Raw genomic sequence first — 24,792 nt, forward strand, 5'->3', positions numbered from 1 at the left:
GTGATACCAAGGTTTTTTTATGCATGAAGAACAGAGACTGAATGTTCTCTTTATTCTGCTGGGGATGGAGGCATGATTTGGCCAGTGGTGAGTGGTTCTAAATCCACTTCAATCACTTCTTCTATGAAATCACCAACCAGTTGTTCCACCATATCATCGTCTTGAGTAAAGTAGGCGAGGTGGAATACTGCGTCACCTTCATTCACTAACGGCAGGGTTTGTTGACCGATAACAATACCCCCTTTGTTGGCTTTCACTTCGACTTCGACGTTGCCCAGAGGCGAGTTAATGTAAGCCAATACTTGGCCTTTTTCTACACGATCGCCGAGTGACACTACCGTACGCAATATGCCATCGGCTTCTGCGCGTAACCAACTGGTCGATTTTGCAATCACAGAGCTTGGCAACTTCTTGCGGCTGGCTCTCAGCATACCAATAGCTTGCATCACGCGTTTGACGCCAACGACACCAGCACTGATTGCAATAGGCTCAAAACGAAGGGCTTCACCTGCTTCATAAGTAAGTACCGTGATCCCCGATTTTTCTGCTTCACTTCGCAGAGAACCCATTCTGAGCGGAGAATCCAGTATTACAGGCGTCGCGAAAGCCTGAGCGATACGCAGTGTTTCTGGGTTGCTTAAGTCTGCTCGAACTTGAGGGAGGTTTGTTCTGTGAATTGCGCCAGTGTGCAGATCAATAATGTAATCACATTTCAACGCGACTTGAGAAAAGAAGATATGCGCCATTCGAGAGGCCAATGAGCCAGTGTCACTGCCCGGGAAACAGCGGTTAAGATCGCGTCTGTCTGGTAAGTATCGTGATTTATGAATGAAGCCAAATACGTTCACGATAGGTACGGTAATGAGCGTACCTTTGAGCTTTTTAGGATCGATGGAGTTGATAAGCTGTCTTACGATTTCAACGCCATTGAGTTCATCACCATGAATGGCGGCGTTAACCATAAGTACCGGACCCGGTGAAGCGCCATGGATAATTTCGATAGGAATGGAAAGGGGCGAATGAGTATAGAGTTTCGCACCTTCCAGTTCGATGACTTGCTTGGTCGCTGGGGGAATCTTCTCCCCCAGAAATTCGTATGCTGTATTCTTATATTTTCTAGCCTTTACCACGTGTTTTAGTCCTTTTACTTGCCGCATTTTTCTCTAGAAATTCGACAATCATACCGGCGATATCTTTTCCGGTTGCAGCTTCAATACCTTCTAAGCCCGGTGAAGAGTTTACTTCCATGACCAATGGTCCTCTTGCAGAACGAAGTAAATCAACGCCAGCGACATTGAGCCCCATGATTTTAGCGGCTTCAATAGCTGTTTTACGTTCTTGTGGTGTGATCTTAACCAGTGATGCTGAACCACCACGGTGAAGGTTCGAACGAAACTCGCCCTCGGCCCCTTGTCGCTTCATTGCTGCGATAACTTTATCACCAATGACGAAACAGCGAATATCCGCACCGCCTGCTTCTTTAATATATTCTTGAACCATGATGTTCGCTTTCAGGCCCATGAATGCTTCGATTACACTTTCTGCTGCTTTACGAGTTTCAGCAAGCACAACACCGATGCCTTGAGTGCCTTCAAGCAATTTAATCACAACGGGTGCACCGCCAACCATGTCTAGCAGGTCTTTAACATCGTCAGGCTTACTCGCAAAACCGGTAATTGGCATACCAATCCCTTTACGAGAAAGCAGCTGCATTGAGCGCAGCTTATCTCTTGAGCGGCTGATAGCGACAGATTCGTTAGCTGGATAGACACCCATCATTTCAAATTGACGTAATACCGCTGTGCCATAAAAAGTAACTGACGCGCCAATTCGCGGAATAACCGCATCAAATCCAGCCAGCTCTTCACCCTTAAAATGGATTTCAGGTTTGTCTGAATTGATATTCATGTAACAACGTAAAGCATCAATCACTTTTACTTCGTGTCCACGCTGCTTACAAGCCTCGATTAAACGCTTGGTTGAATATAGCGAAGAGTTGCGTGACAGAATACCAATTTTCATAACTTGGGTGCCTCAAAAGGAATTAAAAACGATGCGGTTGGATCAACAATAATCCTATGGTGCATCGCGGTGCGACCTAAAAGCATGCGGAATGCCATATTTTCTCTATTCGTTAATGTAATTTCCGCAGGCCACGTTTGTCCGCCTAAACTGATGTCGGACTTAATAACGAAACGAGATTCTTCATGACCACCTGAGTCTCGTACTGTTCTCTCTTCTATTACTTCAGCCTCACAAACTACCACAGTATCCACATCATGTTGATTTGGGTGGATCCAGAAGCGAACCCAAAGTTTATCTTCTTTAGTAAAGCTCTCTAACTTAAATGCGTGTAAGCAAGATGTACGGGCTCCGGTATCGATTTTCGCTTTAATTTTTTCAATACCTAACCCAGGAAGGCTAAGTCTCTCTCGCCATCCGACAGTCATTTTTTCTTTCATCGCAGTATCTTAGTGTTTTGTTTGGAATTTATTTAAGGCTGAATTGGAGAACAGCCCGCATATGCGTCATGAAGACGTAATGCCCTGAATAGAGTGTGGTGAACTTCTCTGGGAACTTCAAGGACGCGCACTCTAACAGCAGTGATTAATCTCTCGCTAATGAAAAAAAATGGTCGTATCGACAAAAAATATTTGTTCATAAGCGAAAAAGCCGAAGTTGTTAACTTCGGCTTAATGTCAGGCTTTTATGGTGGAAAACTTAAGATTTAGCTGGGATATTTTCCAATAGTGCAATCATTTGTTCCCAGAATAATCCGACGGTATCGATCTTCACTTTTTCGTCTGGAGAGTGTGGGAATTTGATGGTTGGACCAAATGAAACCATGTCCATATTTGGATAAGGTTTCTTAAATAGACCACATTCAAGACCTGCGTGAATCACCATGATATTTGGCTTATTGCCGTAGATACCTTCATACATGTCACGGAAGATATGCATGATTTCTGAATCTGCGTCTGGCTTCCAGCCTGGGTAAGCGCCTGAGAATTGAATTGATGCACCCGCGAGTTCAGCGACGGACCCTAGCATACCTTCAACCTGACTACGACCAGAATCGATCAGTGAACGGATTAGGCAAAGTACGGTGACTTGGTTCTCTTCCGTTTTAATCACGCCTACGTTTAATGACGTTTCTACCACACCTTCAATGTCATCACTCATACGGATAACGCCGTTAGGGCAAGCGTTTAGTGCAGCAATAAATGGTTTCTGCGTTTCAACTGTAAACATATCAACAGCAGTTGGCTGAGCTTCGTAGAATGTGACAATGTTAGTTTCAACTTTACCAAGCTCTTCTTTTATTAGATTGGTATAGAAGCTGTATAGCTCGGCTAACTTCGCTTCATTTTCAGCAGGAAGAGCCACTGTCACGAATGCTTCACGCGGAATGGCATTACGTAAGCTACCACCACGGAACTCGACTAAGCGCAGATCCAGCTCGTTAGCGTGACCAGCTAAGAAACGAGCTAGTAATTTGTTTGCGTTGCCACGACCCGTATGGATATCACAGCCAGAGTGACCGCCTTTCAGACCTTTAAGTACTAGTTGACGAGTGACAAAATTGCTTGGGATCGCTTCACGTTTGATGTCGAACTTCATTGAAGCATCAACGCCACCAGCACAACCCATGTAAACTTCGCCTTCTTGCTCAGAATCGGTGTTTAGAAGAATTTCACCTTCTAACCAACCCGCTTCAAGACCGAATGCGCCAGTCATTCCTGCTTCTTCATCGATAGTCAGCAAAACTTCTAGTGGACCGTGTTTGATGTCGGTTGAAGCTAGTACAGCTAAACATGCCGCCATGCCCATACCGTTGTCAGCGCCGAGTGTTGTGCCTTTTGCCGTTACCCATTCGCCGTCAATATAAGGATGGATTGGATCTTTAGTGAAGTCATGGTCGGTGTCTTCGTTCTTCTGAGGAACCATATCGATATGCGCCTGAAGCACGACACCTTTCTTATTCTCCATTCCCAGAGTCGCTGGCTTTTTGATAAACAGGTTACCTGTTGTATCGCGGCGAACTTCCAAGCCTAGCTCTGTTACCCAACCAATAATGGCTTGTGCTAGTGCTTCTTCATGTTTCGAAGGGTGTGGAATTGAGCAGATTTTATCGAAAAACTGCCAAACTGGAGCAGGTGATAGGGTGCTAATTTCAGAATGAAACTCAGACATAGATGACTCCTTTATTTATCTATACCCCGATTAAATGGTGAAGAAAGGTTGTATATGTAGAGAAAAAACCTGTCTGATGGGGCAATACTTGTGTGACAGCATACCATTGAGTCGTTGAATCTAGTAGTGGCAAGAAAAAGGATTTTTATGGAGTGTAGATAGATAAATGCGTTGCAACTCGAAATGTATAACTTATTTACTCAATAAGTTGCACTTGTTTTGCTATATACTTCAAAAATAAAACACAATTAATGTAATTTTATTACCTTTATTATCGGAATTATTGTAAGTTTTATAGCGAATGTGTGATTTAACTCACTATTAGTTTGTAATATATTTTCTTTGTGGTACATTAATAACCAATCCGAAAGCGGTGCTTTCGAAGCCAGTTTACCTTCGTAATATTAATGAAAGATGTTGTGTCGATCGGCAATGTTACACCCCACACGCTTTGGTGAGTGAGACCAAATGCATGTGATTTGAACAGTAATGTTCACCCCCATATATTGGAATTTGTTTTTAGCCACAGCTTGGTGAACCAAGAGTGGTTAATGTGATTCACCGCCACCTGTATCTCAGGTGGCGTTTTTTTTGCTTTAAATTTGTTCACTTACAAATCTTTAACAAGTTCTTACTGTTTTGTTGAAATGTACTTATTTTTATGAAGAACTATGCATAAGTAGTTCTTGGTACTTTCAAAATCAAAATAAATTCGGTCTGGAATTTGTGATCTGATGTCTTTATAATCTGCGCCCAATCGTTTACGCAACCGTTTACTTTTTACCTTTATTAGGACTCGATCATGCTGGAAAGGCTATTTAAACTCAGTGAAAACCGCACAAACGTGCGTACTGAGATCATTGCAGGTATAACTACGTTCCTGACAATGGCTTACATTATTTTTGTGAACCCTGCCATTTTATCTGCAACAGGCATGGATCAGGGCGCTGTATTTGTGGCGACCTGTTTAGCTGCGGCTATTGGCTGTTTCATTATGGGCTTCATTGCAAACTACCCAATCGCGCAAGCTCCAGGTATGGGCTTGAACGCTTTCTTTACCTATTCAGTTGTTCTAGGTATGGGTTATACATGGCAAGTGGCTCTAGCAGCAGTATTCTGCTCTGGTGTACTTTTCATTATTTTGAGCCTATTTAAGATTCGTGAGTGGATCATCAACTCAATCCCAATGGCATTAAGAACAGGTATCTCTGCGGGTATCGGTCTGTTTCTTGCGTTTATTGCACTTCAAAATGCAAAAATCGTAGTAGACAACCCAGCGACACTTGTTTCTGTTGGCGATTTTACCAGTCTTTCTCCAGTACTAGCAGCAGTAAGCTTCTTCCTGACAATTGGTCTGGTTAACCGTGGTGTAAAAGGCGCGGTAATGATTGCAATTCTAATTACGACTGGTCTAGGTTTGATTTTTGGTGATGTTCAATGGCATGGCGTGATGTCTGTTCCACCAAGTATTGCACCAACTTTCCTTCAATTAGACTTCTCTGGTGTATTTGAAATCGGCATGATTTCAGTGATTTTTGCTTTCTTGTTCGTAGACCTATTTGATACTGCAGGTACATTGGTAGGCGTTGCGACTAAAGCAAACCTTATCGGTAAAGATGGTAAAATTCCTCGCTTGAACAAAGCATTGCTAGCAGACTCAACTGCAACCTCTATTGGTGCATTGTTAGGTACATCTAACACCACTTCTTATGTAGAAAGTACAGCGGGTGTTGCAGCAGGTGGTCGCACAGGTTTAACTGCAGTTGTGGTTGGCATTTTGTTCCTTCTTGCATTATTCTTCTCGCCATTAGCAGGGATGATTCCAGCTTATGCAACTGCCGGCGCTTTGTTCTACGTTGCTATCTTGATGATGTCTGGACTTATAAGTGTTGATTGGCGTGACTTAACAGAAGCTGCACCTGTTGTTGTGACTTGTTTACTAATGCCTCTGACTTACTCAATTGCTGAAGGCATTGTACTTGGTTTCATCTCTTATACAGCAATCAAGGTATTGAGCGGTAAAGGGCGTGAGATTTCAGCTAGCGTTTGGTTTATGACAGCTGTTTTCCTAGCTAAATTAATTTTCGCTTAAGTATTCAATAGGCGCAGTGAACTGCACTGCGCTTCACATGTTTTAAATTAGGTTTATTACAATGAGCAAAAAATTCGTTATCACTTGGGACAATATGCAGAACTATTGTCGTGAACTCGCTGAGCGTCAAATGCCTGCAGAACAATGGAAAGGTATCCTAGGTGTTAGCCGCGGTGGTTTAGTACCAGCAGCTATTCTTGCTCGTGAGCTGGGCATTCGCTATGTAGATACAGTATGTATCTCTAGCTATGACCACGATCACCAGCGTGATATGAGTGTACTAAAAGCACCAGAGCATGACGGAGAAGGCTTCCTGATCATCGATGATTTGGTTGATAGCGGCGATACAGCACGTAAGATTCGTGAAATGTATCCAAAAGCTAAGTTCGTAACTGTATGTGCTAAACCAGCAGGTAAAGATTTGGTTGACGAGTACATCGTAGATATCGAACAAGACACTTGGATTGAACAACCTTGGGATATGCAGTTGTCTTTCGTTGAGCCAGTGAATCGCAAGCGTAAATAAACCGATATTGCTGTTGTTTAAAATAGCTTTTGCTTAAAAAATAGCATTTACTCAAAGATGACCCTTTCATGGGTCATTTTTTTTATTACTATATGAACCTAATCAATGGTTCGTTAAGCGAGACTGGGTTATGTCTGAAGATGATACAAATATTAACTTGTCAGAGACGTTGTTTGTAAAACGCAAACAAGCGAAAGAAACATCGGCACTGACTCAATACATGCCTAGTAATATAGAGTTTCTGCAGCAGAAAAAGCAGAGCGAAGGGTATTCGTGGTACCGAAATGTTCGCCGTCTGCAGTGGGTGTGGCAAGGTGTGAATCCCATCGAACAAGAGGAAGTATTATCTCGCATAGCTTCGTCTACACACTCACGTACCGATGATGACTGGCTTGATACTGTGATGGGATACCATAACGGTAACTGGGCATTTGAGTGGACGCGCCTTGGGATGAAGCATCAGAAAACAGCGTCTGTATTAGAGGGAGATGATGCAGCGGAAGAACTCTTCAAAGCTTCTCTTTGTTTTAGTATTGCGGGTTATCCGCACCTGAAAAATGACAATTTGGCGCTGCAAGCTCAAGTATTAGCCAATAAGGCCTATTCTGAAGCAGCTAAGTTAACCAAATACATCGTTAAGCAATTGGATTTCACCTATCAAAATAAGAAGTTTTCTGGTTACTTACATCTGACCAATACTGATAAACCTCATCCAGTAGTGATAGTGAGTGCAGGATTAGATAGCTTACAGACCGATATGTGGCGTTTGTTCCGTGATTATCTGGCAAAGCACGATATCGCGATGTTGACCATAGATATGCCTTCTATCGGTCACAGTTCCCAGTGGCCACTCACGGAAGATACTTCTTGTCTGCACCAGGCGGTGATCAACCAACTGGGAGATATACCTTGGGTTGACCATTTCTGTATTGGTTTAATCGGTTTCCGTTTTGGCGGCAATGCTATGGTTCGTTTGTCGTTCTTAGAGCAAGAAAAAGTCAAAGCGTGTGTCGCAATCGGTGCGCCTCTCCATGATGTGTGGACTTCCCCGACCAAACTCAAACAAATGCCTAAAATGTATCTCGACGTATTGGCATCGAGACTAGGTAAAGAAGCGGTAGACATTGATAGCTTGTCTGGGCAATTAAAAGCTTGGTCACTTAAAACACAAGGCTTCTTGAGCAGTCGACGCACGAAAGTACCGATTCTTGCTTTAGGATTGGAAGGCGATCCTGTCTCGCCACATTCAGACAACCAACTTGCGGCGATTTTTAGTCAAGGCGGCAAAGCTAAGCAGATAAAAAGCAAAACAATTTCGCAAGGATATGAGCAATCCCTCGATTTGGCGATAAAGTGGCTTCAAGAGGAACTCTGTAGGTGACATTTCTCCTAAATTAGTTAAGAGTAATATTTGTACTAAATATATGCTTTTAAAAGCATATAAATAGTAGTGATATTTATTCTTATCGATGGAAATGGAGAATCCTATGCCGGAAGGGACGAAAAATCCGACGCACTACCGATTATTGTCCGCATTTAAAGCAATTGGCCCTTATTTACGTGAAGGAAAATGTAAAGAAGGCAGCTACTTGTTTGACTGTCTAGCAGCTTGTGTGGATGACAAAAAGGCGCCAGAAAAACGTGAATTCTGGGGATGGTGGATGATACTAGACCAGACTGACACCGGATATGAGGCAAAATATCAATCGGGACGTTACAATTTAGCGGGTGAATGGGAAGCAAAAGCGATTCCGCAAGCAGCGCTATCTGACGTTATCCAAAACCAAGAAGAGTTTCATAAGAAGCTAGAACAAACATTAGATGAGCGTTTCGGTTTAACGCTTTCTATGCATGAAGAATCTGCAGAATTTGTGTGATTTTAGCTATTTGAATGTTACTGAAAGTAAAAGGTGCTATTTAGCACCTTTTTCTTCTTGTGCTCAACGCAGTTGATTGCTAAAACATCTTCTCTTAACTGTTTTCAATTTGAAGAAGAAGGCATGAAAACGAATCAGCAAAGCGGAACTACAGCGCAAACTGTCGTTGTAAAACTAGGAACCAGCGTTCTTACCGGTGGCACTCTGGCTCTTGATAGAGCTCATATGGTCGAGCTTGCTCGTCAGTGTGCAGAACTGAAAAAACATGGCCACTCTGTGGTGATTGTATCTTCGGGTGCAATTGCAGCAGGCCGAGAACATTTAGGTTACCCCGCACTGCCCAACGCAATGTCGAGCAAACAGTTGCTTGCTGCGGTTGGACAAAGCCAGCTGATTCAAGTTTGGGAGTCATTGTTCGCTATCTACGGCATCAAGATTGGTCAAATGTTGTTAACCCGTGCCGATCTTGAAGATCGTGAACGTTTCTTGAATGCGCGTGACACCATTAATGCCTTAGTTGAACACGACATTATCCCTGTCGTTAATGAAAACGATGCGGTAGCAACCAGTGAAATCAAAGTTGGGGACAATGACAACTTGTCTGCTCTTGTCGGCATTTTATGTGGTGCGGATAAACTTCTGCTACTGACTGACCAGAAAGGTCTGTTTACCGCCGACCCTCGTAAAGATCCGCATGCGGAACTGATTAAAGAGGTCAAAACCATTGATGACACCTTGCGTAAAATCGCGGGTGGCAGTGGCACTACCTTAGGCACTGGTGGTATGGCTACCAAACTGCAAGCGGCTGATATTGCACGCCGAGCAGGTATTGAAGTGATAATTGCCGCAGGTCGTGCTGAAAACGTCATCTTTGACTCTTTAAGTGATGCACCGCAAGGGACTCGCTTCTTACCTTTGGAAGAGTCATTGGAAAATCGCAAACGCTGGATACTCGCCGGACCATCTGCCTCAGGCGATATCGTGATTGACGATGGTGCGGTTAAAGCGGTCAATGAAAAAGGCAGCAGCCTACTCGCAAAAGGTGTTGTGAGTGTTCATGGTCAGTTCTCCCGTGGCGAAGTGGTTCGAGTGACTGATAAAGCTGGAAAGCTTGTCGCACGCGGTATCGCAGCATATTCAAATTCAGACCTAGCAAAAATTGCAGGCAAACACAGTAAAATGATTATCGACATCCTTGGTTATGATTACGGCTCAGAAGTCGTTCACCGAGATGATATGGTCGTGATCCAAGAATAAATCGAGGATAGGCATGGACTTAACTATTATGGGAAAAGCGGCGAAAGATGCGGCTTTTCAACTCGCTACAGCGACAACAGCACAGAAAAACCAAGCTTTATCTATTATTGCTGATGAGCTTGAAGCCAATGCAGACATCATTCTGGCTGCCAACGCAAAAGATATTGGGCTAGGTCGTGAAGCAGGCTTATCGGACGCTCTGCTCGATCGTCTGTTACTGAATAAAGAACGTTTAACGGGCATTGCAAACGATGTGCGTAATGTCATCAGTCTTAATGATCCAGTTGGTAGCGAAATTGACAGTAAAGTACTGGAAAACGGTATGTCGCTGTCTCGTCGTCGTGTACCGCTTGGTGTGGTTGGTGTTATTTATGAAGCACGACCAAATGTGACTATCGACATTGCGGCTTTGTGTTTGAAAACAGGTAACGCTTCTATTCTACGTGGCGGTAAAGAAACCTTTTTCTCTAATATGGAGTTGGTCAAGGTTATTCAATCCGCACTAGAAAAAGCACAGCTACCAGCAGCGTCAGTGCAGTACATTGAAAAACCGGATCGTGAATTGGTTTCTCAGCTACTTAAGCTGGATGATTACGTGGATATGATCATTCCTCGTGGTGGTGCTGGTTTGCACAAAATGTGTAAAGAAAACAGCACTATTCCAGTGATTATTGGTGGGTTTGGTATCAGTCATATTTACGTTGACCAAAGTGCAGATTTGGACAAAACCGTAGATGTGATTGAAAACGCGAAAGTGCAACGTCCATCGGCGTGTAACGCGTTAGATACACTATTAGTTCATCAGGATATTGCTCAATCACTGCTTGAAAAATTGATGGTGAAATTGAATGGCAAAGTAACCTTCGTTGCAGAAGCGAAAGCGAAAGCCCTGATGCAATCGGCAGAAAAAATTCGCGATGCTCAAGACGGCGACTTTGATACTGAGTGGTTAAGCTACACCTTAGGCGTCAAAGTGGTTCAGAATGTGGATGAAGCGATTGATCACATGCGTGAGCACAATGCGAGCCACTCCGATGCCATCATGACCAATGATCTGTTCAACGCTGAAAAATTCATTAACTCAGCGGGCTCTGCGGCGGTGTATGTTAACGCTTCGACTCGTTTCACTGACGGTGCTCAGTTTGGCTTGGGTGCAGAAGTTGCGGTATCAACGCAAAAACTGCATGCACGCGGACCAATGGGCTTGGAAGAGCTAACCAGTTACAAGTGGGTAGGTAAGGCAAATTATCTTTCTCGTGCTTAATTACTCTTTTCGAACTGCAGTTATATTCTGTATTTTAAGCAATTAATCCATTGAAATGGGGCGTATAACGCCCCTTTTTGTTTTCTTAATATTAGTGATTCCTGTAAACTAGCCAAGGTTTCGTTCTGCTCGAAAAGTCAACGGAACCTTACTATGGAGGTGGTATGCATTGTCCTTTTTGTTCTGAAAACGATACGAAAGTCATCGATTCCCGTCTTGTGGCTGATGGACACCAAGTTCGTCGTCGTCGCCAATGTCTTGCATGTAGCGAACGTTTCACTACTTTTGAAACCGCAGAGTTAGTGATGCCAAGAGTCATTAAGTCGAATGGTAATCGCGAACCTTTTGATGAAGATAAAATGATTGGCGGCCTGCAACGTGCATTAGAAAAACGCCCTGTGAGCGCCGATTCGATTGAGCTTGCAATAAGCACGATTAAATCCAAACTAAGAGCCACTGGCGAGCGAGAAGTGCCTAGCCAGCTAATCGGTAACCTTGTTATGGATGCATTGAAAGAATTAGATAAAGTTGCCTACATTCGTTTTGCTTCGGTTTATCGTAGTTTCGAAGATGTACGTGAATTTGGCGAAGAAATTGCCAAGTTAGAAGACTGATTTCCAGCGCTCGAAATTCCCTGAATAAGAATAGATGATGCCGAAGTTTACCCCTTTTGATCACCAAATGATGACGCGAGCGATTAAGCTCGCTCAAAAAGGTCGCTTTACCACTGCTCCCAACCCTAATGTCGGTTGTGTGATCACCCAAGGCGAATCCATCGTTGGTGAAGGTTTCCATTACCGCGCAGGTGAACCTCATGCCGAAGTTCATGCCTTGCGTATGGCTGGTGAATCCTCTCGTGGTGCGACCGCTTATGTCACTTTAGAACCGTGTTCTCATTACGGACGCACACCTCCATGTGCTGAAGGCCTGATTAATGCTGGCGTCTCTAAAGTTATATGTGCGATGCAAGATCCTAACCCTCAAGTTTCTGGTCGCGGTATTCAAATGCTACGCGATGCCAGCATTGAGGTAGAAGTCGGTTTGCTTGAAGGTGATGCGAAAGCGTTGAACCCTGCATTCATTAAGCGTATGCAAACAGGCATGCCGTTTGTCCAACTGAAAATGGCAGCCAGTATCGATGGTCAAACCGCGCTTGCTAACGGCAAGAGTCAGTGGATTACATCAAAACAGGCTCGCCAAAACGTTCAGAATTATCGAGCACAAGCAGGCGCAATACTGTCTACTAGCCAAACGGTTATTGATGATAATGCATCATTAACCGTGCGTTGGAATGAGCTGCCTGAAAGCGTAAAAGAACACTATCCTGAAGCAGAATTGCGTCAACCTGCTCGCGTCATTTTGGACAGACAGAATAAGTTACATCCACAGTTAGCACTGTATGCGTCTCACTCTCCTGTATTGCGAGTCAGTAATGAAAACGCTGAAGTTATCGTTGAAGTGAACCAATCAGGTCAGCTAGATTTGCGCCAAACATTCGCGACATTAGCCAAGACGCACAATATCAACCATATTTGGGTAGAGGCTGGAGCGAAGCTTGCAAAGTCTTTGCTTGAAGAGCAATTGGTTGACGAGCTTGTTTTGTATCTGGCACCTAAAATTATGGGTAGTGACGGTCGCGGTTTATTCGGCGCGTTTGGCTTAACGGATATGCAGCAAGTGCTGGAGCTTGATATTAAAGATTGCCGACTGGTGGGTTCGGACGTTCGACTTGTCGCCGTCCCTAAGCCAATAGAATCAAAAAGAAAAGATTAATCATATGTTTACTGGAATTGTCGAAGCGGTCGGCCAACTTACCGCAATCACACCAAAAGGCGAAGACGTCACTATCACTGTCAATGTCGGCAAATTGGATATGTCTGATGTTAAGTTGGGTGACAGTATTGCGACTAACGGTGTGTGTTTAACTGTCGTGGACTTTAATGACACGAGTTACAGCGCTGACTTATCGCTGGAAACACTGAAAAAGTCAGGCTTTGCCGATTACAAAGCAGGCGATAAGGTGAACTTGGAAAAAGCTATGCTGCCAACTACTCGCTTTGGTGGACATATTGTATCGGGTCACGTTGATGGCGTTGGCGAAATCGTCGAGCGCAACATTGTAGGCCGAGCTATAGAATTCTGGGTTGAATTACCTGAAGAACTGAATAAATACGTTGCAGAGAAAGGCTCAATTACCGTTGATGGTATTAGTCTGACCGTCAATGATTTACGTAAGAATGCATTTAAACTGACCATCGTTCCTCACACCACTCAGGAAACCACGATCGATTCGTTCCAAGTCGGACGAAAAGTGAATTTGGAAGTGGACGTATTAGCGCGTTATCTAGAGCGTTTACTGCAAGGGAGAGAGCAGGCAAAACAACCTGAATCTCGATTGACGATGGAATTTCTGCAACAGAACGGTTTTGCTTAACTCTGTTCTACTTTAACCCGATTGACTTAACGGAAGTCGCCTAAGCGGCTAACAATAGGATAAGAATAATGCCAATCAGCACGCCACAAGAAATTATTGAAGATATCCGCCTTGGTAAAATGGTTATCCTGATGGATGACGAAGACCGTGAGAACGAAGGCGACTTAATCGTTGCTGCGGAGCACATTACGCCAGAAATTATTAACTTTATGGCGACACATGGCCGTGGTTTGATCTGTCTGACTATGACCAAAGAGCGCTGTGAAAAGTTAGGCTTACCACCAATGGTGCAAGACAACAACGCTCAGTACAGTACTGCTTTCACAGTATCGATTGAAGCGGCAGAAGGTGTAACTACGGGTATTTCTGCAGCAGACCGCGCTCGCACCGTTCAAGCGGCAGTGGCAAAAGATGCTAAAGCGTCTGATCTTGTACAGCCGGGGCATATTTTCCCGCTGACTGCTCAAGATGGTGGTGTTTTAGTTCGTGCAGGTCACACTGAAGCGGGTTGCGATTTGGCGCGTCTTGCTGGATTAGAACCTGCGTCTGTGATTGTGGAAATTCTTAATGATGACGGCAGCATGGCTCGTCGCCCTGACCTAGAAATTTTTGCAGAGAAGCACGGTATTAAACTCGGCACTATCGCTGCACTGATTGAACATCGCAATAACACAGAAACGACGATTGAACGGGTAGCTAAGTGCAAACTGCCAACAGAATACGGTGATTTTGAATTGGTTACTTACCGTGACATCATCGATAACCAAGTTCACTTTGCGATGCAAAAAGGCGACCTAACAGAAAATGCACCGTTAGTTCGTGTACATCTGCAAGACACGTTTACCGACATTCTTCACAGCAACAGAAGTTCTGATCGCAGTTGGACTCTGCAAAGTGCAATGAAACGCATTGCTGAAGAAGGTGGAGTTCTGGTCATTCTGGGTAACGAAGAGTCGAGTGAGCTGTTGGTTCACCGTATCAAAATGTTCGAGCAGCAAGACTGCGGCGACGCGCCAGCAATGGCTAAGAAGCAGGGTACGTCACGCCGTGTAGGTGTGGGCTCGCAAATTCTAGCGGACTTGGGTGTTCGCGATATGCGTTTGCTCTCTTCACCAAACAAAAAATATCACGCACTAGGTGGCTTTGGTCTGAACGTTGTTGAATACGTTTGCGAATAATCCCAAAACTAGGCACTAAAAATGAACCCGTAATAGATTTCTATTGCGGGTTAAATTTCATCATGATTTTTAATTCAAGTGATTGAATGTTGGTTATTCATAACTACGTGAGCCAATTTCCATTAGATATAGCTCACAAACTTATGCTAGAATCCGGCGATTCTCACTTGATGAACCAGAGTTAAAGGAAAGCTTATGAAAGTGATAGAAGGTGGTTTCCCAGCACCCAATGCAAAAGTAGCGATTGTGATTTCTCGTTTCAACAGTTTTATTAACGAAAGTCTATTGTCTGGTGCCATCGACACTTTGAAGCGTCACGGTCAGGTGAGTGACGATAACATCACTGTGGTTCGCTGCCCAGGTGCAGTTGAACTGCCACTTACTGCGCAACGTGTTGCAAAAACAGGTAAATTTGACGCTATCGTTTCTCTAGGCTCAGTGATCCGTGGTGGTACACCACACTTTGACTATGTTTGTAGTGAAATGAATAAAGGTTTGGCACAAGTGTCTATGGAATTTAGCATTCCAGTGGCATTTGGTGTACTAACTGTTGATACAATCGATCAAGCTATTGAACGCGCAGGAACCAAGGCTGGTAATAAAGGTGCAGAAGCTGCACTAAGCGCACTTGAGATGATTAACGTTCTTTCTGAAATTGATTCCTAATGGGGGCCAGTGTGAAACCAGCCGCACGTCGTAATGCACGTCAATTTGCGCTACAAGCTATTTATTCGTGGCAAATTACTAAAGATAATGTTGCAACAATTGAAGAGCAATTTTTATCAAATGGTAAGTATGATGAAGAAGAGCATCACGCATCTGAACCAGCTCTAGCTGCGCCAGAAACTGACGTTGTTTACTTCCGCGACCTTTTAGCGGGTGTCGTGCTTAACCACATGGAACTTGATAGCAAGCTAAGACCTTTTGTGTCTCGCCCAATGCAAGACCTGGATATGATGGAGCTAGCATTGCTCCGTCTTGCAATGTACGAGATGACTCGTCGTGATGATGTACCTTACAAAGTCGTTATCAATGAAGCGATTGAGCTAGCGAAAGTGTTCGCAGCAGAAGATAGCCATAAGTTTGTTAACGGTGTGCTTGATAAAGCAGCGCCGCACGTACGTAAAAAATCGTAATTCGATTTAGCATATAAAGGTCAGCAATTGCTGACCTTTTTTATATCGTGAATATCAGATGTCTATTCGACAGGATTGGAATGACCGAATGTTTGGTGAATTTAACCTAATCGATAAATATTTTTCTGCTCGTCAAACTCAGCGTAAAGATGTCCATCTCGCGCTTGGGGACGACTGTGCAATTGTGAAAGCACCGGAAGGAGTTCGTATTGCTATTAGTACGGATACCTTAGTAGCGGGCACTCACTTCTTAGCGGATGCTAATCCTGCTTGGGTGGCTCACAAGGCATTAGCCTCAAACATCAGTGATTTAGCAGCGATGGGAGCGACGCCTGCTTGGGTCTCAATGGCGTTAACTTTACCTTCTATTGATGAAGCTTGGCTCAAGCCATTTTGTGACGCATTTTTCGACCTCGCCAATTACTACAATATTCAGTTGATTGGTGGAGATACAACCAAAGGACCGTTGAGTATTAGCTTAACGGTTCAGGGGTTTGTGCCGGATAAGCGAGCTCTGACCCGTTCGGGGGCAAAAGTAGGCGACTGGATTTATGTCACAGGTGAACTGGGTGACAGTCAGGCAGGGCTAAGTGTTGTGCTTGATGCTGAGAAAAGACACGAACCTTTCGCTTTGGAGCTGGAAAAACGTCATTATATTTCTCATCCGAGAGTCTTGGCGGGGCAAGCTTTATTGAACGTTGCTTCGTCCGCGATTGATATTTCTGATGGTCTTATTGCAGACTTAAAGCATATTTTGAATCGCTCACAAGTCGGCGCTTCTATTGATACCAGCCTGTTGCCTATTTCTAAAGAGCTCATGCAGTTCCTTGGTGATATCTCAGTTGCTCAAAAATGCGCTTTAACCAGTGGTGAAGAGTACGAGCTATGTTTTACAGTGCCAGAGCAAAATAAAGGTTCGCTTGAAAGTGTGCTTGCGCATACGGGAACCAAGGTGACCTGTATTGGTCAAATTCGACCTCATGGAACATTTGAACTGCACAACAAAAGCAAAAAGCTGAATTGGTCACTGGAAGGATATGATCATTTCAAGGCTGATGTATAAGGTAGAAGTATGACGAACCCTAAATCACTCATTTCATTAAGTAATCCTTGGCATTTGCTGGCTACCGGTTTTGGAAGCGGTTTGTCTCCCATTGTTCCCGGTACTATGGGTACACTGGCTTCTGTGCCGTTCTACTTGTTACTTGTGCAGTTGCCTCTATGGTTGTACGTATCTGTGGTGGTTGTCGCCAGTATCGTAGGGATTAAAATTTGCCAAATTACTTCCGATGACATGAAAGTGCATGATCATGGCTCGATTGTCTGGGATGAATTTGCCGGTTTTTGGATAACAATGCTGGTGGTGCCGCTGTTTAATCTGCCTGTTTTCGATTGGAAATGGCTTGTGACAGGCTTTGTTTTGTTCCGCTTTTTCGACATGGTAAAACCGTGGCCAATTGGCTGGCTAGACAAACGTGTCCATGGCGGGTTAGGCATCATGATTGATGATTTAGTGGCGGGTGTGATGTCCGCTATTAGCCTTGGATTGATTGGCTATTGGGCGGGATGGATGGCCTAGTCTCTAGGTATTCTGCTAGAAAAATTAAGGTTCCCACTGGGAACCTTTTCTGTTTATAACCGTTGGATTTACAGTTTGTCGAGGTCTGCTTCGATTTCCGCTATCTTGCTTGCGACCACTTTCTCCAAGTGGCGAAGATCTTTCAAAATCTTCTGTTTAACATCGATTTCTTGTGGTGTCTCTGGTCGGGTTATTTTGTTGAGTTCATCAATAATCAACGTTAAGTTGCGGTTGATTTCTGTGATCTCTTTATATTGATGACTTCCACTGTCAACCAAAACGCTTTTTTTCTGCCTTGGGTATTTGAATTTTACACTTTTGGCGAATAATTCGCCTTTTTGCTTCTTAAAGTAGATCTTTAACACATCTTTTTGCGCCTCTTGGCGTAAAGAGTAGCGTTCTATCTGGCTAGGATCATGAATACCTAAGCCATTGAGGTGTGGAAACATAAGCGACCTCTAGGTTTGTGTTTTACATCAATTTTATAGGATCTGCGTAGTTTGAAATTTAGACAGACCCTGAGGTAAATGTAGCAGCCTCGAAGTGTGTTAGATAGCTGATTTTGCTTAAATAGATCAAGTTGTGGACAAGATCGCTATTTATCACAGTTTCAATCTGGTGCTAGCTCTGAGACGTTCTCGATTAATCTTTCTCGTAACAGAGCTTCTTCTTCTTCACTTAATTTGTTGCCTTGTGGGCTGGTTAAGATGAATAAGTCTTCTGCGCGTTCGCCCATTGTAGTGATTTTCGCAGCGTGCAGATCCAAATTCAGTTCGGAAAAGGTAGCACCGACAGTGGCTAATAGCCCCGGAGTGTCAAGAGCTACGAACTCCATAAGCGTGCGCTTTTTACTTCGGGTCGGCAAAAAGTCGACAGTGGTTTTCACTGTAAAATGCTTCAGCTGGCGAGGCAGTCGACGTGTTTTTAGTTCGAGAGCACTTTCGCTTTTTAGCACGTTAACAATGTGCTTGCTGAGAGCCTGATGACGAGCTTCTTCAATCACGGATCCATTCTGATCCAGCACCATAAAGGTATCGAGCACATAGCCATCTTTGCTGGTCATGATCTGTGCGTCATGGACGTTAAGGTTGCGTCTGTCCAACTCACCAACCACTTTGGCAAAGAGGGAGGGTTGGTCTTTGGTGTAGACAAAGATCTCGGTACCGCCACGAGGCGCACGTTTACTCAATATCACTAATGGTTGTGTTGGATCTTTGTGGCGAAGTAAATGAGTACAGTGCCATGCGATTTGTTTGTGAGTATGACGCAGGAAATAGTCCGCTTTGAATCTTTGCCACAGCAGTTCAATCTCTCTGCTGCTAAAGCCTTCTTTACGTAACAAAGCGGAAGCTAGTTGTTGGTTGTGGCGAATACGGTCGCGCACATCTACAGGGTTTTCCAGTCCACGGCGCAGGGCGCGTTGAGTTGAATAGAAAAGCTCTGCAAGTAACGTTCTTTTCCAACTGTTCCAAAGTTCAGGGTTGGTTGCACAAATGTCAGCAACCGTCAGACAAACCAAATACTCCAAGTATTCTTCGTCACGCACTTTTTTAGCAAATTCGATGATGACTTCAGGATCGTAAATATCGCGGCGCTGTGCAGTGACAGACATCAGCAGATGATTGAGCACCAACCAAGAGACAAGTTTGGCTTCTGGCTTTGAAAGTCCATGCTCAATACAGAAATCATAAGCTTCTACCGCGCCGATCTCTGAATGGTCTCCGCCTCGTCCTTTCGCTATGTCATGGAAAATGGCTGCAAGAATGAGCAGCTCTTTTTTCTGCAATTTAGGATAGATCTCGCAACAGATAGGGTGTCTGTCATGATTCGCTGGGTCACCAAAGGTGTTGATGTGTTTGAGAAGACGGATACTGTGCTCATCAACGGTATAAGCGTGGAACAGGTCGAACTGCATCTGACCAACAATTTGGCTCCATTGCGGCAAGTAAGCGGCTAGAACGCCCAGTTTGTGCATTAAGCTGAATGCTCTGTGCAACGCATTAGGGTGACGTACAAGTTCCATAAACTTTTCGCGAGCTTCAGGAATGGTATGCAAGAACTTGTTCAAACGGCGGCGCGCAGTTCGTAACTGGCGCATGGTTGCAGGAGCGACACCATCGATAGTTGAGTCATTCGCGATATGGAGGAACATATCCAAAATCGTTTCTGGTCTTGCTTGAAACAGAGCCGGCTTTCTGGCTTCTATTAAGCTACCGCGACGTTGAAAATCTTCATCAAGAATAACGGGTTCGCACTCTTCACCATTGTTTAGGATGGCTTGATCAAACAGCTTTAGCAGCATTTTGTTGAGTTCTGCTACTCGGCGAACCGTGCGGTAGAACTCCTTCATCATCATTTCAACCGCTCGGTTACCTTCACCGACAAAACCTAAATGTTCTGCAACTTGTGCCTGCAAGCCAAATGTCAGGCGGTTGTCGTAGCGTTTAAGTTCCATATGCAGGGCAAAGCGTACACGCCATAAAAAGTCTTGGCATTCAACCAGCTCGCGATACTCTGCATCGGTTAAAAATCCGTAGCGGCTCATCTCATACAGCGAGGTTGCGCCAAAATGGCGGCGGGCTACCCAGCTTAGAGTATGAATGTCACGCAGGCCACCTGGAGTCGACTTGATGTCTGGCTCAAGGTTGTAGGTGGTATCGTGATAACGAGCATGACGTTCACGCTGTTCTTGAATCTTCGCTTTGTAGAAGGTTTCGCTTGGCCAGAAAGATTCTGAATGAATCAGCATTTTCAGGCGGTGGAAGGTATCTTCACTGCCTGCTAATAATCGAGCTTCTTGCAAGTTGGTTGCGACCGTTAGATCTGCACGGCCTATTTCTGAACACTCATCAACGGTGCGAACCGCGTGTCCCACTTCTAAGCGTAAATCCCAAAGCAGAGTAATAAATTCACTGACTTTGCGTTCTGTCTCTTCAGCGATTTTGTTGTTCGAAATGATCAAAATATCGATGTCAGAAAGTGGGTGAAGCTCACCACGCCCGTATCCGCCTACCGCGACCAAGCCAAGTTCCGGAATGTTCATAAAGCCGAAATGTTGCCATAAACGATGCAGGAGTAAATCCATATACTCTGAACGTCCTAGAACGAGATCGGTCACTGGGTGGTGGTTCAAAAATTCTTGCTTTTGATATTGGGCAAAATGTTCAAGCTGTTGTTTTAACTCACTGATGGTCAGTTGCTCATCAGAAAAAGTTAAAGGAGACTGAAAAGGCATAGTGAAAGCATCCATGCTGGTATCTCTTATTGAGATAACAATTAAGTACGTGTTGAAATGAATCTAACAGATACGAACAGATAAAAAAATATCCCTGAGAGCAGGGATATTTTTATCGGTATTCAATTTTAATTTCGCTTAAGCGTTAACGAGGAAGCGAGGTAGTGATTCTTCTTCACGTAAGGTCAGAATTTCACAACCGTCCGCCGTGACCAGAATCGTGTGCTCCCACTGAGCTGATTTCTTGCCGTCTGCTGTGTAAACAGTCCAATCATCTTCATCATCTAAACGACAACCGAACTTACCGGCGTTAATCATTGGCTCGATAGTGAATGTCATGCCTTCGCGAAGGATGGTGCGATCGCTGTTCTTGTAGTGAACCACTTGCGGCTCTTCATGGAACTCAGCACCAATGCCGTGACCACAGTAGTCGCGAACAATAGAAAACTTAGTGCTAGGGTTGTTCTTATTGTTGGTTTTGATGTACTTCTCGATAGTTGTACCGATTTCACCAAGTTGAACGCCCGGCTTCACTTTCTTCAGTGATAAGTACAGGCTTTCTTGAGCAACCATACATAGGCGCTTATCTGCAGGAGATACATCACCCACTAAGAACATTTTTGATGTGTCACCGTGGTAGCCATCTTTGATAACAGTGATATCAATGTTAATGATGTCACCGTCTTTTAGTACCGCTGGGCGAACCAATTGACCGAAAGTAGTATCTTGAGTTGCAGGGATACCATGGCACACGATGTGGTTGATCGATGTACAGATTGACTTAGGGTAGCCGTGGTAATTGAGAGGTGCTGGGATTGCGCCTTGAACTTCGGTGATATGCTTATGGCAGATTTGATCCAGCTCTTCAGTGGTCACACCTGGCTTTACATATGGTTCAATCATCTCTAGAACTTCTGCGGCTAGGCGACCAGCAACGCGCATTTTTTCTATTTCTTCAGCATTCTTAATTTTTACAGACATCGGCTTTACTCTATATATTCGTGTTTGCACTTGGTGCGTGCTAATCGCGTTATTGTATCAGTGGAAAGTGGAAGCGCAAGAAAACACTCAAATAAGAATTGTTATGATCGCCTATAATGACTTCTAAGCGTAGAGCATATATCCATGAAATTTTACCAGCGTGAGTGTTAACCACTGACAAGTGGCTGGCATTTTTTTCTAGCCATAAAGGTGAAAAATATGGTATAAAGCGCGCCGGAATCAGGGTCTGTTTTCTTCTTTATAGGCGAATCAGATTTTGCTCCATAAACTTTTATCTTAAATCACACACATTCCGACACGTGTTCCGGGGTGCTCCAAGTATTAGCTTAGGAGTCGGATGCATGGGGGATGTGGAGGCCTAACCCCATAGAGGATTTTATAATGGCAACTGTATCAATGCGCGACATGCTGAAAGCTGGTGTTCACTTCGGTCACCAAACTCGTTACTGGAACCCAAAAATGAAGCCATTCATTTTCGGTGCTCGTAACCGCGTTCACATCATCAACCTTGAAAAAACTGTACCAATGTTCAACGAAGCTCTAGCTGAGCTAGTTAAAGTTGGCGAGAAAAAAGGTAAAGTTCTTTTCGTAGGTACTAAGCGCGCTGCATCTGAAGCTGTTAAAGAAGCTGCTCTTGCAAGCAACCAATACTACGTAAACAACCGTTGGTTAGGTGGTATGCTAACTAACTGGAAAACTGTTCGTCAATCAATCAAGCGTCTAAAAGATCTTGAAGCACAGTCTACAGACGGTACTTTCGACAAACTAACTAAGAAAGAAGCTCTAATGCGTACTCGTGAAATGGAGAAGCTAGAGAAATCTCTTGGTGGTATCAAAGAGATGGGCGGTCTACCTGACGCTCTATTCGTAATCGACGCTGATCACGAGCACATCGCAGTTAAAGAAGCAAACAACCTAGGTATTCCAGTATTCGCGGTTGTTGATACTAACTCTAACCCAGACGGCGTTGACTACGTTATCCCTGGTAACGACGACGCAATCCGTGCAGTTCAACTATACCTAAACGCAGCGGCTGAATCAGTAAATGAAGGCCGTAACAAAGACGTAGCTGTAGTTGCTGAAAAAGACGGTTTCGTAGAAGCTGAATAATAGCGGCTCCGAGTCTCACTTAGTGTATGAGTCAAAAACTGAAACATATGCTAGGTTATAGTTAGTATTGGGGGCCGATAATGTAGGCCCTCAATTTTTACCTTATCCAGAATTTAACTGAGGAATAGAGAATGGCTGTTACTGCTGCTCTAGTAAAAGAACTGCGCGAACGTACTGGCGCAGGTATGATGGAATGTAAAAAAGCGCTTGTTGAAACAAACGGTGACATCGAGCTAGCGATTGAAAACATGCGTAAGTCTGGCGCTGCTAAAGCTGCTAAAAAAGCAGGTAACGTAGCTGCTGAAGGTACTATCGCAATCAAAGAAGCAAATGGTGTAGCTGTTCTTCTTGAAGTTAACTGTCAAACAGACTTCGTTGCAAAAGATGCTAACTTTACTGCGTTCGTAAACCAAGTTGCTGAAGATGCACTAGCGTCTAAAGCTTCTGTTGAAGAACTACAAGCTAAATTCGAAGAAACTCGCGTTGCTCTAGTAGCTAAAATCGGCGAAAACGTAAACATCCGTCGCGTACAATACGTTGAGGGTGCTGCACTAGCTACTTACCGTCACGGTGAGAAGATCGGTGTTGTTGTTGCTGGTGAAGGCGACGCTGAAACTCTAAAACACGTTGCTATGCACGTAGCAGCTTCTCGTCCAGAGTACGTTAACCCTGAAGACGTACCAGCAGACGTAGTTGCTAAAGAGCGTGAAGTTCAAGTTGAAATCGCTATGAACGAAGGCAAGCCAAAAGAAATCGCAGAGAAAATGGTTGAAGGCCGCATGAAGAAATTCACTGGCGAAGTTTCTCTGACTGGTCAACCATTCGTAATGGAACCTAAGAAATCTGTTGGTGAAATCCTTAAAGAGCGTGGCGCTTCTGTTGTTACTTTCGTTCGCCTAGAAGTAGGTGAAGGTATCGAGAAAGCTGAAGGCCTAAGCTTCGCTGAAGAAGTAGCATTGGCTCAAAAAGGTTAATCCTTAGCGAATTGCTTATAAAAAGACCGTAGCCAAGGCTGCGGTCTTTTCACGAATAAGCCGGTGAATAACCGCTCATTTGTATAACGCTCGAACTTATATAAATTGGCAAGCTGTTTAGCCGTGACGAATGTGCTTACTTGAGTAAGCTTATTCATGACTGTTAATCAACAACTCTCTTTGGAAGGTAAAGTCCATGACAACGAACCCTAAACCAGTATATCAACGTATTCTGTTAAAACTTAGCGGTGAAGCGCTTCAAGGTGAAGAAGGTTTTGGTATTGATCCAGCCGTTCTTGACCGTATGGCTCAAGAAGTGAAAGAACTGGTGGAGCTTGGTGTCCAAGTGGGTGTTGTTATCGGTGGCGGTAACTTGTTCCGTGGTGCTGGACTTGCTAAAGCCGGTATGAACCGCGTTGTGGGTGACCACATGGGTATGTTAGCAACAGTAATGAATGGTTTGGCAATGCGTGATGCACTTCACCGTGCTTACGTGAACGCTCGTGTAATGTCTGCAATTCCATTAAATGGTGTATGTGACGATTACAACTGGGCAGACGCTATCAGCCAACTACGTGGTGGCCGAGTTGTGATTTTCTCAGCAGGTACTGGTAACCCATTCTTTACGACTGACTCTGCTGCGTGTTTACGTGGTATTGAGATCGAAGCAGACATCGTTTTAAAAGCAACGAAAGTTGACGGTGTGTTCTCTGCTGACCCTGTGGCTAACCCAGACGCTCAGTTGTATGATAAACTTTCTTACAACGACGTTCTTGAGAAAGAATTGAAAGTAATGGATTTAGCGGCATTTACATTGGCTCGTGATCACGGCATGCCAATCCGCGTATTCAATATGAACAAACCAGGCGCACTACGCCGTGTGGTTATGGGTGAAGCGGAAGGTACGCTAATCAGCGCCTAAGTATAATCACTC

The 24,792-nt window shown here is 44.2% G+C and carries 24 protein-coding genes; 17 read left to right on the forward strand and 7 right to left on the reverse strand.

Translation table 11 applies throughout. The features are described 5' to 3' along the window. Positions 1-50: 50 nt before the first annotated feature. The 4 genes from HKI82_RS04935 to HKI82_RS04950 form a co-directional block, all read right to left on the reverse strand. Positions 51-1,157 (reverse strand): succinylglutamate desuccinylase/aspartoacylase family protein, encoded by a 1,107-nt coding sequence (locus tag HKI82_RS04935; protein WP_171137361.1) that lies wholly within the window; start codon positions 1,155-1,157, stop codon positions 51-53. Then, a complete protein-coding gene (gene rimK / locus HKI82_RS04940) occupies positions 1,117-2,022 on the reverse strand; it encodes a 30S ribosomal protein S6--L-glutamate ligase (RefSeq protein WP_102940380.1) in 906 nt (301 codons plus the stop codon). The genes HKI82_RS04935 and rimK overlap by 41 nt, the downstream gene beginning before the upstream one ends. After that, entirely contained in the window at positions 2,019-2,462 is a 444-nt protein-coding gene (locus tag HKI82_RS04945; protein WP_102940379.1) for an ATP-dependent zinc protease family protein, read from the reverse strand. Before HKI82_RS04945 ends, rimK begins: the two co-directional genes overlap by 4 nt. A 259-nt stretch (positions 2,463-2,721) precedes the next feature. Further along, entirely contained in the window at positions 2,722-4,194 is a 1,473-nt protein-coding gene (locus tag HKI82_RS04950) for an aminoacyl-histidine dipeptidase (protein ID WP_171137362.1), read from the reverse strand. An 802-nt stretch (positions 4,195-4,996) separates the two neighbouring features. Between HKI82_RS04950 and HKI82_RS04955 the strand changes: the two genes are divergently transcribed. The 14 genes from HKI82_RS04955 to pgpA all read left to right on the forward strand — a co-directional run bounded on the left by HKI82_RS04955 (position 4,997) and on the right by pgpA (position 17,537). Next, a complete protein-coding gene (locus HKI82_RS04955; protein WP_102940377.1) occupies positions 4,997-6,286 on the forward strand; it encodes an NCS2 family permease in 1,290 nt (429 codons plus the stop codon). Between the two features lie 61 nt (positions 6,287-6,347). After that, on the forward strand, positions 6,348-6,812 hold the full coding sequence (gene gpt / locus HKI82_RS04960) for a xanthine phosphoribosyltransferase (protein ID WP_042480174.1): 465 nt from the start codon (positions 6,348-6,350) through the stop codon (positions 6,810-6,812). A gap of 130 nt (positions 6,813-6,942) precedes the next feature. Further along, positions 6,943-8,193: an esterase FrsA gene (gene frsA, locus HKI82_RS04965; RefSeq protein WP_102940376.1), complete on the forward strand. Its 1,251-nt coding sequence runs from the start codon at positions 6,943-6,945 to the stop codon at positions 8,191-8,193. Positions 8,194-8,299: 106 nt separating this feature from the next. Beyond that, entirely contained in the window at positions 8,300-8,689 is a 390-nt protein-coding gene (crl, locus tag HKI82_RS04970) for a sigma factor-binding protein Crl (protein ID WP_102940375.1), read from the forward strand. Between the two features lie 123 nt (positions 8,690-8,812). Continuing rightward, a complete protein-coding gene (gene proB, locus HKI82_RS04975; protein ID WP_102940508.1) occupies positions 8,813-9,946 on the forward strand; it encodes a glutamate 5-kinase in 1,134 nt (377 codons plus the stop codon). A 13-nt stretch (positions 9,947-9,959) separates the two neighbouring features. Further along, the gene (locus tag HKI82_RS04980) at positions 9,960-11,210 is read left to right on the forward strand and encodes a glutamate-5-semialdehyde dehydrogenase (protein WP_171137363.1); all 1,251 of its coding nucleotides are present in this window, start codon (positions 9,960-9,962) and stop codon (positions 11,208-11,210) included. Positions 11,211-11,374: 164 nt separating this feature from the next. After that, positions 11,375-11,824 (forward strand): transcriptional regulator NrdR, encoded by a 450-nt coding sequence (gene nrdR / locus HKI82_RS04985; RefSeq protein ID WP_042480166.1) that lies wholly within the window; start codon positions 11,375-11,377, stop codon positions 11,822-11,824. 37 nt (positions 11,825-11,861) lie between these two features. Then, the gene (gene ribD, locus HKI82_RS04990; protein ID WP_171137364.1) at positions 11,862-12,983 is read left to right on the forward strand and encodes a bifunctional diaminohydroxyphosphoribosylaminopyrimidine deaminase/5-amino-6-(5-phosphoribosylamino)uracil reductase RibD; all 1,122 of its coding nucleotides are present in this window, start codon (positions 11,862-11,864) and stop codon (positions 12,981-12,983) included. A gap of 4 nt (positions 12,984-12,987) precedes the next feature. After that, entirely contained in the window at positions 12,988-13,644 is a 657-nt protein-coding gene (locus HKI82_RS04995) for a riboflavin synthase (RefSeq protein ID WP_042480161.1), read from the forward strand. Positions 13,645-13,712: 68 nt separating this feature from the next. After that, positions 13,713-14,822, forward strand: coding sequence for a bifunctional 3,4-dihydroxy-2-butanone-4-phosphate synthase/GTP cyclohydrolase II (ribBA, locus tag HKI82_RS05000; protein WP_102940371.1), 1,110 nt, complete (start codon positions 13,713-13,715; stop codon positions 14,820-14,822). A 195-nt stretch (positions 14,823-15,017) separates the two neighbouring features. Then, positions 15,018-15,488, forward strand: coding sequence for a 6,7-dimethyl-8-ribityllumazine synthase (gene ribH, locus HKI82_RS05005; RefSeq protein WP_042480155.1), 471 nt, complete (start codon positions 15,018-15,020; stop codon positions 15,486-15,488). After that, a complete protein-coding gene (nusB, locus tag HKI82_RS05010; protein ID WP_042480152.1) occupies positions 15,488-15,958 on the forward strand; it encodes a transcription antitermination factor NusB in 471 nt (156 codons plus the stop codon). The genes ribH and nusB overlap by 1 nt, the downstream gene beginning before the upstream one ends. Positions 15,959-16,046: 88 nt before the next feature. Further along, a complete protein-coding gene (thiL, locus tag HKI82_RS05015; RefSeq protein ID WP_171137391.1) occupies positions 16,047-17,021 on the forward strand; it encodes a thiamine-phosphate kinase in 975 nt (324 codons plus the stop codon). A gap of 9 nt (positions 17,022-17,030) precedes the next feature. Continuing rightward, positions 17,031-17,537, forward strand: a complete 507-nt coding sequence (pgpA, locus tag HKI82_RS05020; protein ID WP_102940369.1) for a phosphatidylglycerophosphatase A — start codon at positions 17,031-17,033, stop codon at positions 17,535-17,537. A 68-nt stretch (positions 17,538-17,605) separates the two neighbouring features. Here pgpA and HKI82_RS05025 read toward each other — a convergent pair whose 3' ends face one another. The 3 genes from HKI82_RS05025 to map all read right to left on the reverse strand — a co-directional run bounded on the left by HKI82_RS05025 (position 17,606) and on the right by map (position 21,771). Then, a complete protein-coding gene (locus tag HKI82_RS05025) occupies positions 17,606-17,986 on the reverse strand; it encodes a DUF3461 family protein (protein ID WP_102940368.1) in 381 nt (126 codons plus the stop codon). 161 nt (positions 17,987-18,147) lie between these two features. Continuing rightward, positions 18,148-20,772: a bifunctional uridylyltransferase/uridylyl-removing protein GlnD gene (gene glnD, locus HKI82_RS05030; protein ID WP_240956650.1), complete on the reverse strand. Its 2,625-nt coding sequence runs from the start codon at positions 20,770-20,772 to the stop codon at positions 18,148-18,150. Positions 20,773-20,910: 138 nt separating this feature from the next. Continuing rightward, a complete protein-coding gene (map, locus tag HKI82_RS05035; RefSeq protein ID WP_258401152.1) occupies positions 20,911-21,771 on the reverse strand; it encodes a type I methionyl aminopeptidase in 861 nt (286 codons plus the stop codon). 384 nt (positions 21,772-22,155) lie between these two features. On the opposite strand from map, the gene rpsB reads away from it, so the two are divergent. From rpsB to pyrH, 3 genes are all read left to right on the forward strand, one after another. Then, positions 22,156-22,884, forward strand: coding sequence for a 30S ribosomal protein S2 (gene rpsB / locus HKI82_RS05040; RefSeq protein WP_102940365.1), 729 nt, complete (start codon positions 22,156-22,158; stop codon positions 22,882-22,884). Positions 22,885-23,015: 131 nt separating this feature from the next. Next, positions 23,016-23,858 carry a translation elongation factor Ts gene (gene tsf / locus HKI82_RS05045; protein ID WP_102940364.1) on the forward strand — a complete coding sequence of 281 codons (843 nt, stop codon included), beginning with the start codon at positions 23,016-23,018 and terminating at the stop codon, positions 23,856-23,858. A gap of 196 nt (positions 23,859-24,054) precedes the next feature. Further along, positions 24,055-24,780 (forward strand): UMP kinase, encoded by a 726-nt coding sequence (gene pyrH / locus HKI82_RS05050; RefSeq protein ID WP_042480135.1) that lies wholly within the window; start codon positions 24,055-24,057, stop codon positions 24,778-24,780. Positions 24,781-24,792: the final 12 nt, after the last annotated feature.

Origin of the sequence: Vibrio plantisponsor (genome assembly GCF_013041605.1) — a bacterium.
Lineage (GTDB): Bacteria > Pseudomonadota > Gammaproteobacteria > Enterobacterales > Vibrionaceae > Vibrio > Vibrio plantisponsor.

Excerpts from the sequence above, each read along its gene's own strand:
- HKI82_RS05025 (WP_102940368.1), bottom strand. The coding sequence starts at position 17,986 with ATGTTTCCACACCTCAATGGCTTAGGTATTCATGATCCTAGCCAGATA.
- HKI82_RS04950 (WP_171137362.1), bottom strand. The coding sequence starts at position 4,194 with ATGTCTGAGTTTCATTCTGAAATTAGCACCCTATCACCTGCTCCAGTT.
- ribBA (WP_102940371.1), top strand. The coding sequence starts at position 13,713 with ATGCCAATCAGCACGCCACAAGAAATTATTGAAGATATCCGCCTTGGT.
- crl (WP_102940375.1), top strand. The coding sequence starts at position 8,300 with ATGCCGGAAGGGACGAAAAATCCGACGCACTACCGATTATTGTCCGCA.
- ribH (WP_042480155.1), top strand. The coding sequence starts at position 15,018 with ATGAAAGTGATAGAAGGTGGTTTCCCAGCACCCAATGCAAAAGTAGCG.
- tsf (WP_102940364.1), top strand. The coding sequence starts at position 23,016 with ATGGCTGTTACTGCTGCTCTAGTAAAAGAACTGCGCGAACGTACTGGC.
- proB (WP_102940508.1), top strand. The coding sequence starts at position 8,813 with ATGAAAACGAATCAGCAAAGCGGAACTACAGCGCAAACTGTCGTTGTA.
- HKI82_RS04995 (WP_042480161.1), top strand. The coding sequence starts at position 12,988 with ATGTTTACTGGAATTGTCGAAGCGGTCGGCCAACTTACCGCAATCACA.
- pyrH (WP_042480135.1), top strand. The coding sequence starts at position 24,055 with ATGACAACGAACCCTAAACCAGTATATCAACGTATTCTGTTAAAACTT.
- ribD (WP_171137364.1), top strand. The coding sequence starts at position 11,862 with ATGCCGAAGTTTACCCCTTTTGATCACCAAATGATGACGCGAGCGATT.
- rpsB (WP_102940365.1), top strand. The coding sequence starts at position 22,156 with ATGGCAACTGTATCAATGCGCGACATGCTGAAAGCTGGTGTTCACTTC.
- gpt (WP_042480174.1), top strand. The coding sequence starts at position 6,348 with ATGAGCAAAAAATTCGTTATCACTTGGGACAATATGCAGAACTATTGT.
- HKI82_RS04955 (WP_102940377.1), top strand. The coding sequence starts at position 4,997 with ATGCTGGAAAGGCTATTTAAACTCAGTGAAAACCGCACAAACGTGCGT.
- HKI82_RS04980 (WP_171137363.1), top strand. The coding sequence starts at position 9,960 with ATGGACTTAACTATTATGGGAAAAGCGGCGAAAGATGCGGCTTTTCAA.
- nusB (WP_042480152.1), top strand. The coding sequence starts at position 15,488 with ATGGGGGCCAGTGTGAAACCAGCCGCACGTCGTAATGCACGTCAATTT.
- HKI82_RS04945 (WP_102940379.1), bottom strand. The coding sequence starts at position 2,462 with ATGAAAGAAAAAATGACTGTCGGATGGCGAGAGAGACTTAGCCTTCCT.
- nrdR (WP_042480166.1), top strand. The coding sequence starts at position 11,375 with ATGCATTGTCCTTTTTGTTCTGAAAACGATACGAAAGTCATCGATTCC.
- glnD (WP_240956650.1), bottom strand. The coding sequence starts at position 20,772 with ATGCCTTTTCAGTCTCCTTTAACTTTTTCTGATGAGCAACTGACCATC.
- pgpA (WP_102940369.1), top strand. The coding sequence starts at position 17,031 with ATGACGAACCCTAAATCACTCATTTCATTAAGTAATCCTTGGCATTTG.
- HKI82_RS04935 (WP_171137361.1), bottom strand. The coding sequence starts at position 1,157 with ATGCGGCAAGTAAAAGGACTAAAACACGTGGTAAAGGCTAGAAAATAT.
- thiL (WP_171137391.1), top strand. The coding sequence starts at position 16,047 with ATGTTTGGTGAATTTAACCTAATCGATAAATATTTTTCTGCTCGTCAA.
- frsA (WP_102940376.1), top strand. The coding sequence starts at position 6,943 with ATGTCTGAAGATGATACAAATATTAACTTGTCAGAGACGTTGTTTGTA.
- rimK (WP_102940380.1), bottom strand. The coding sequence starts at position 2,022 with ATGAAAATTGGTATTCTGTCACGCAACTCTTCGCTATATTCAACCAAG.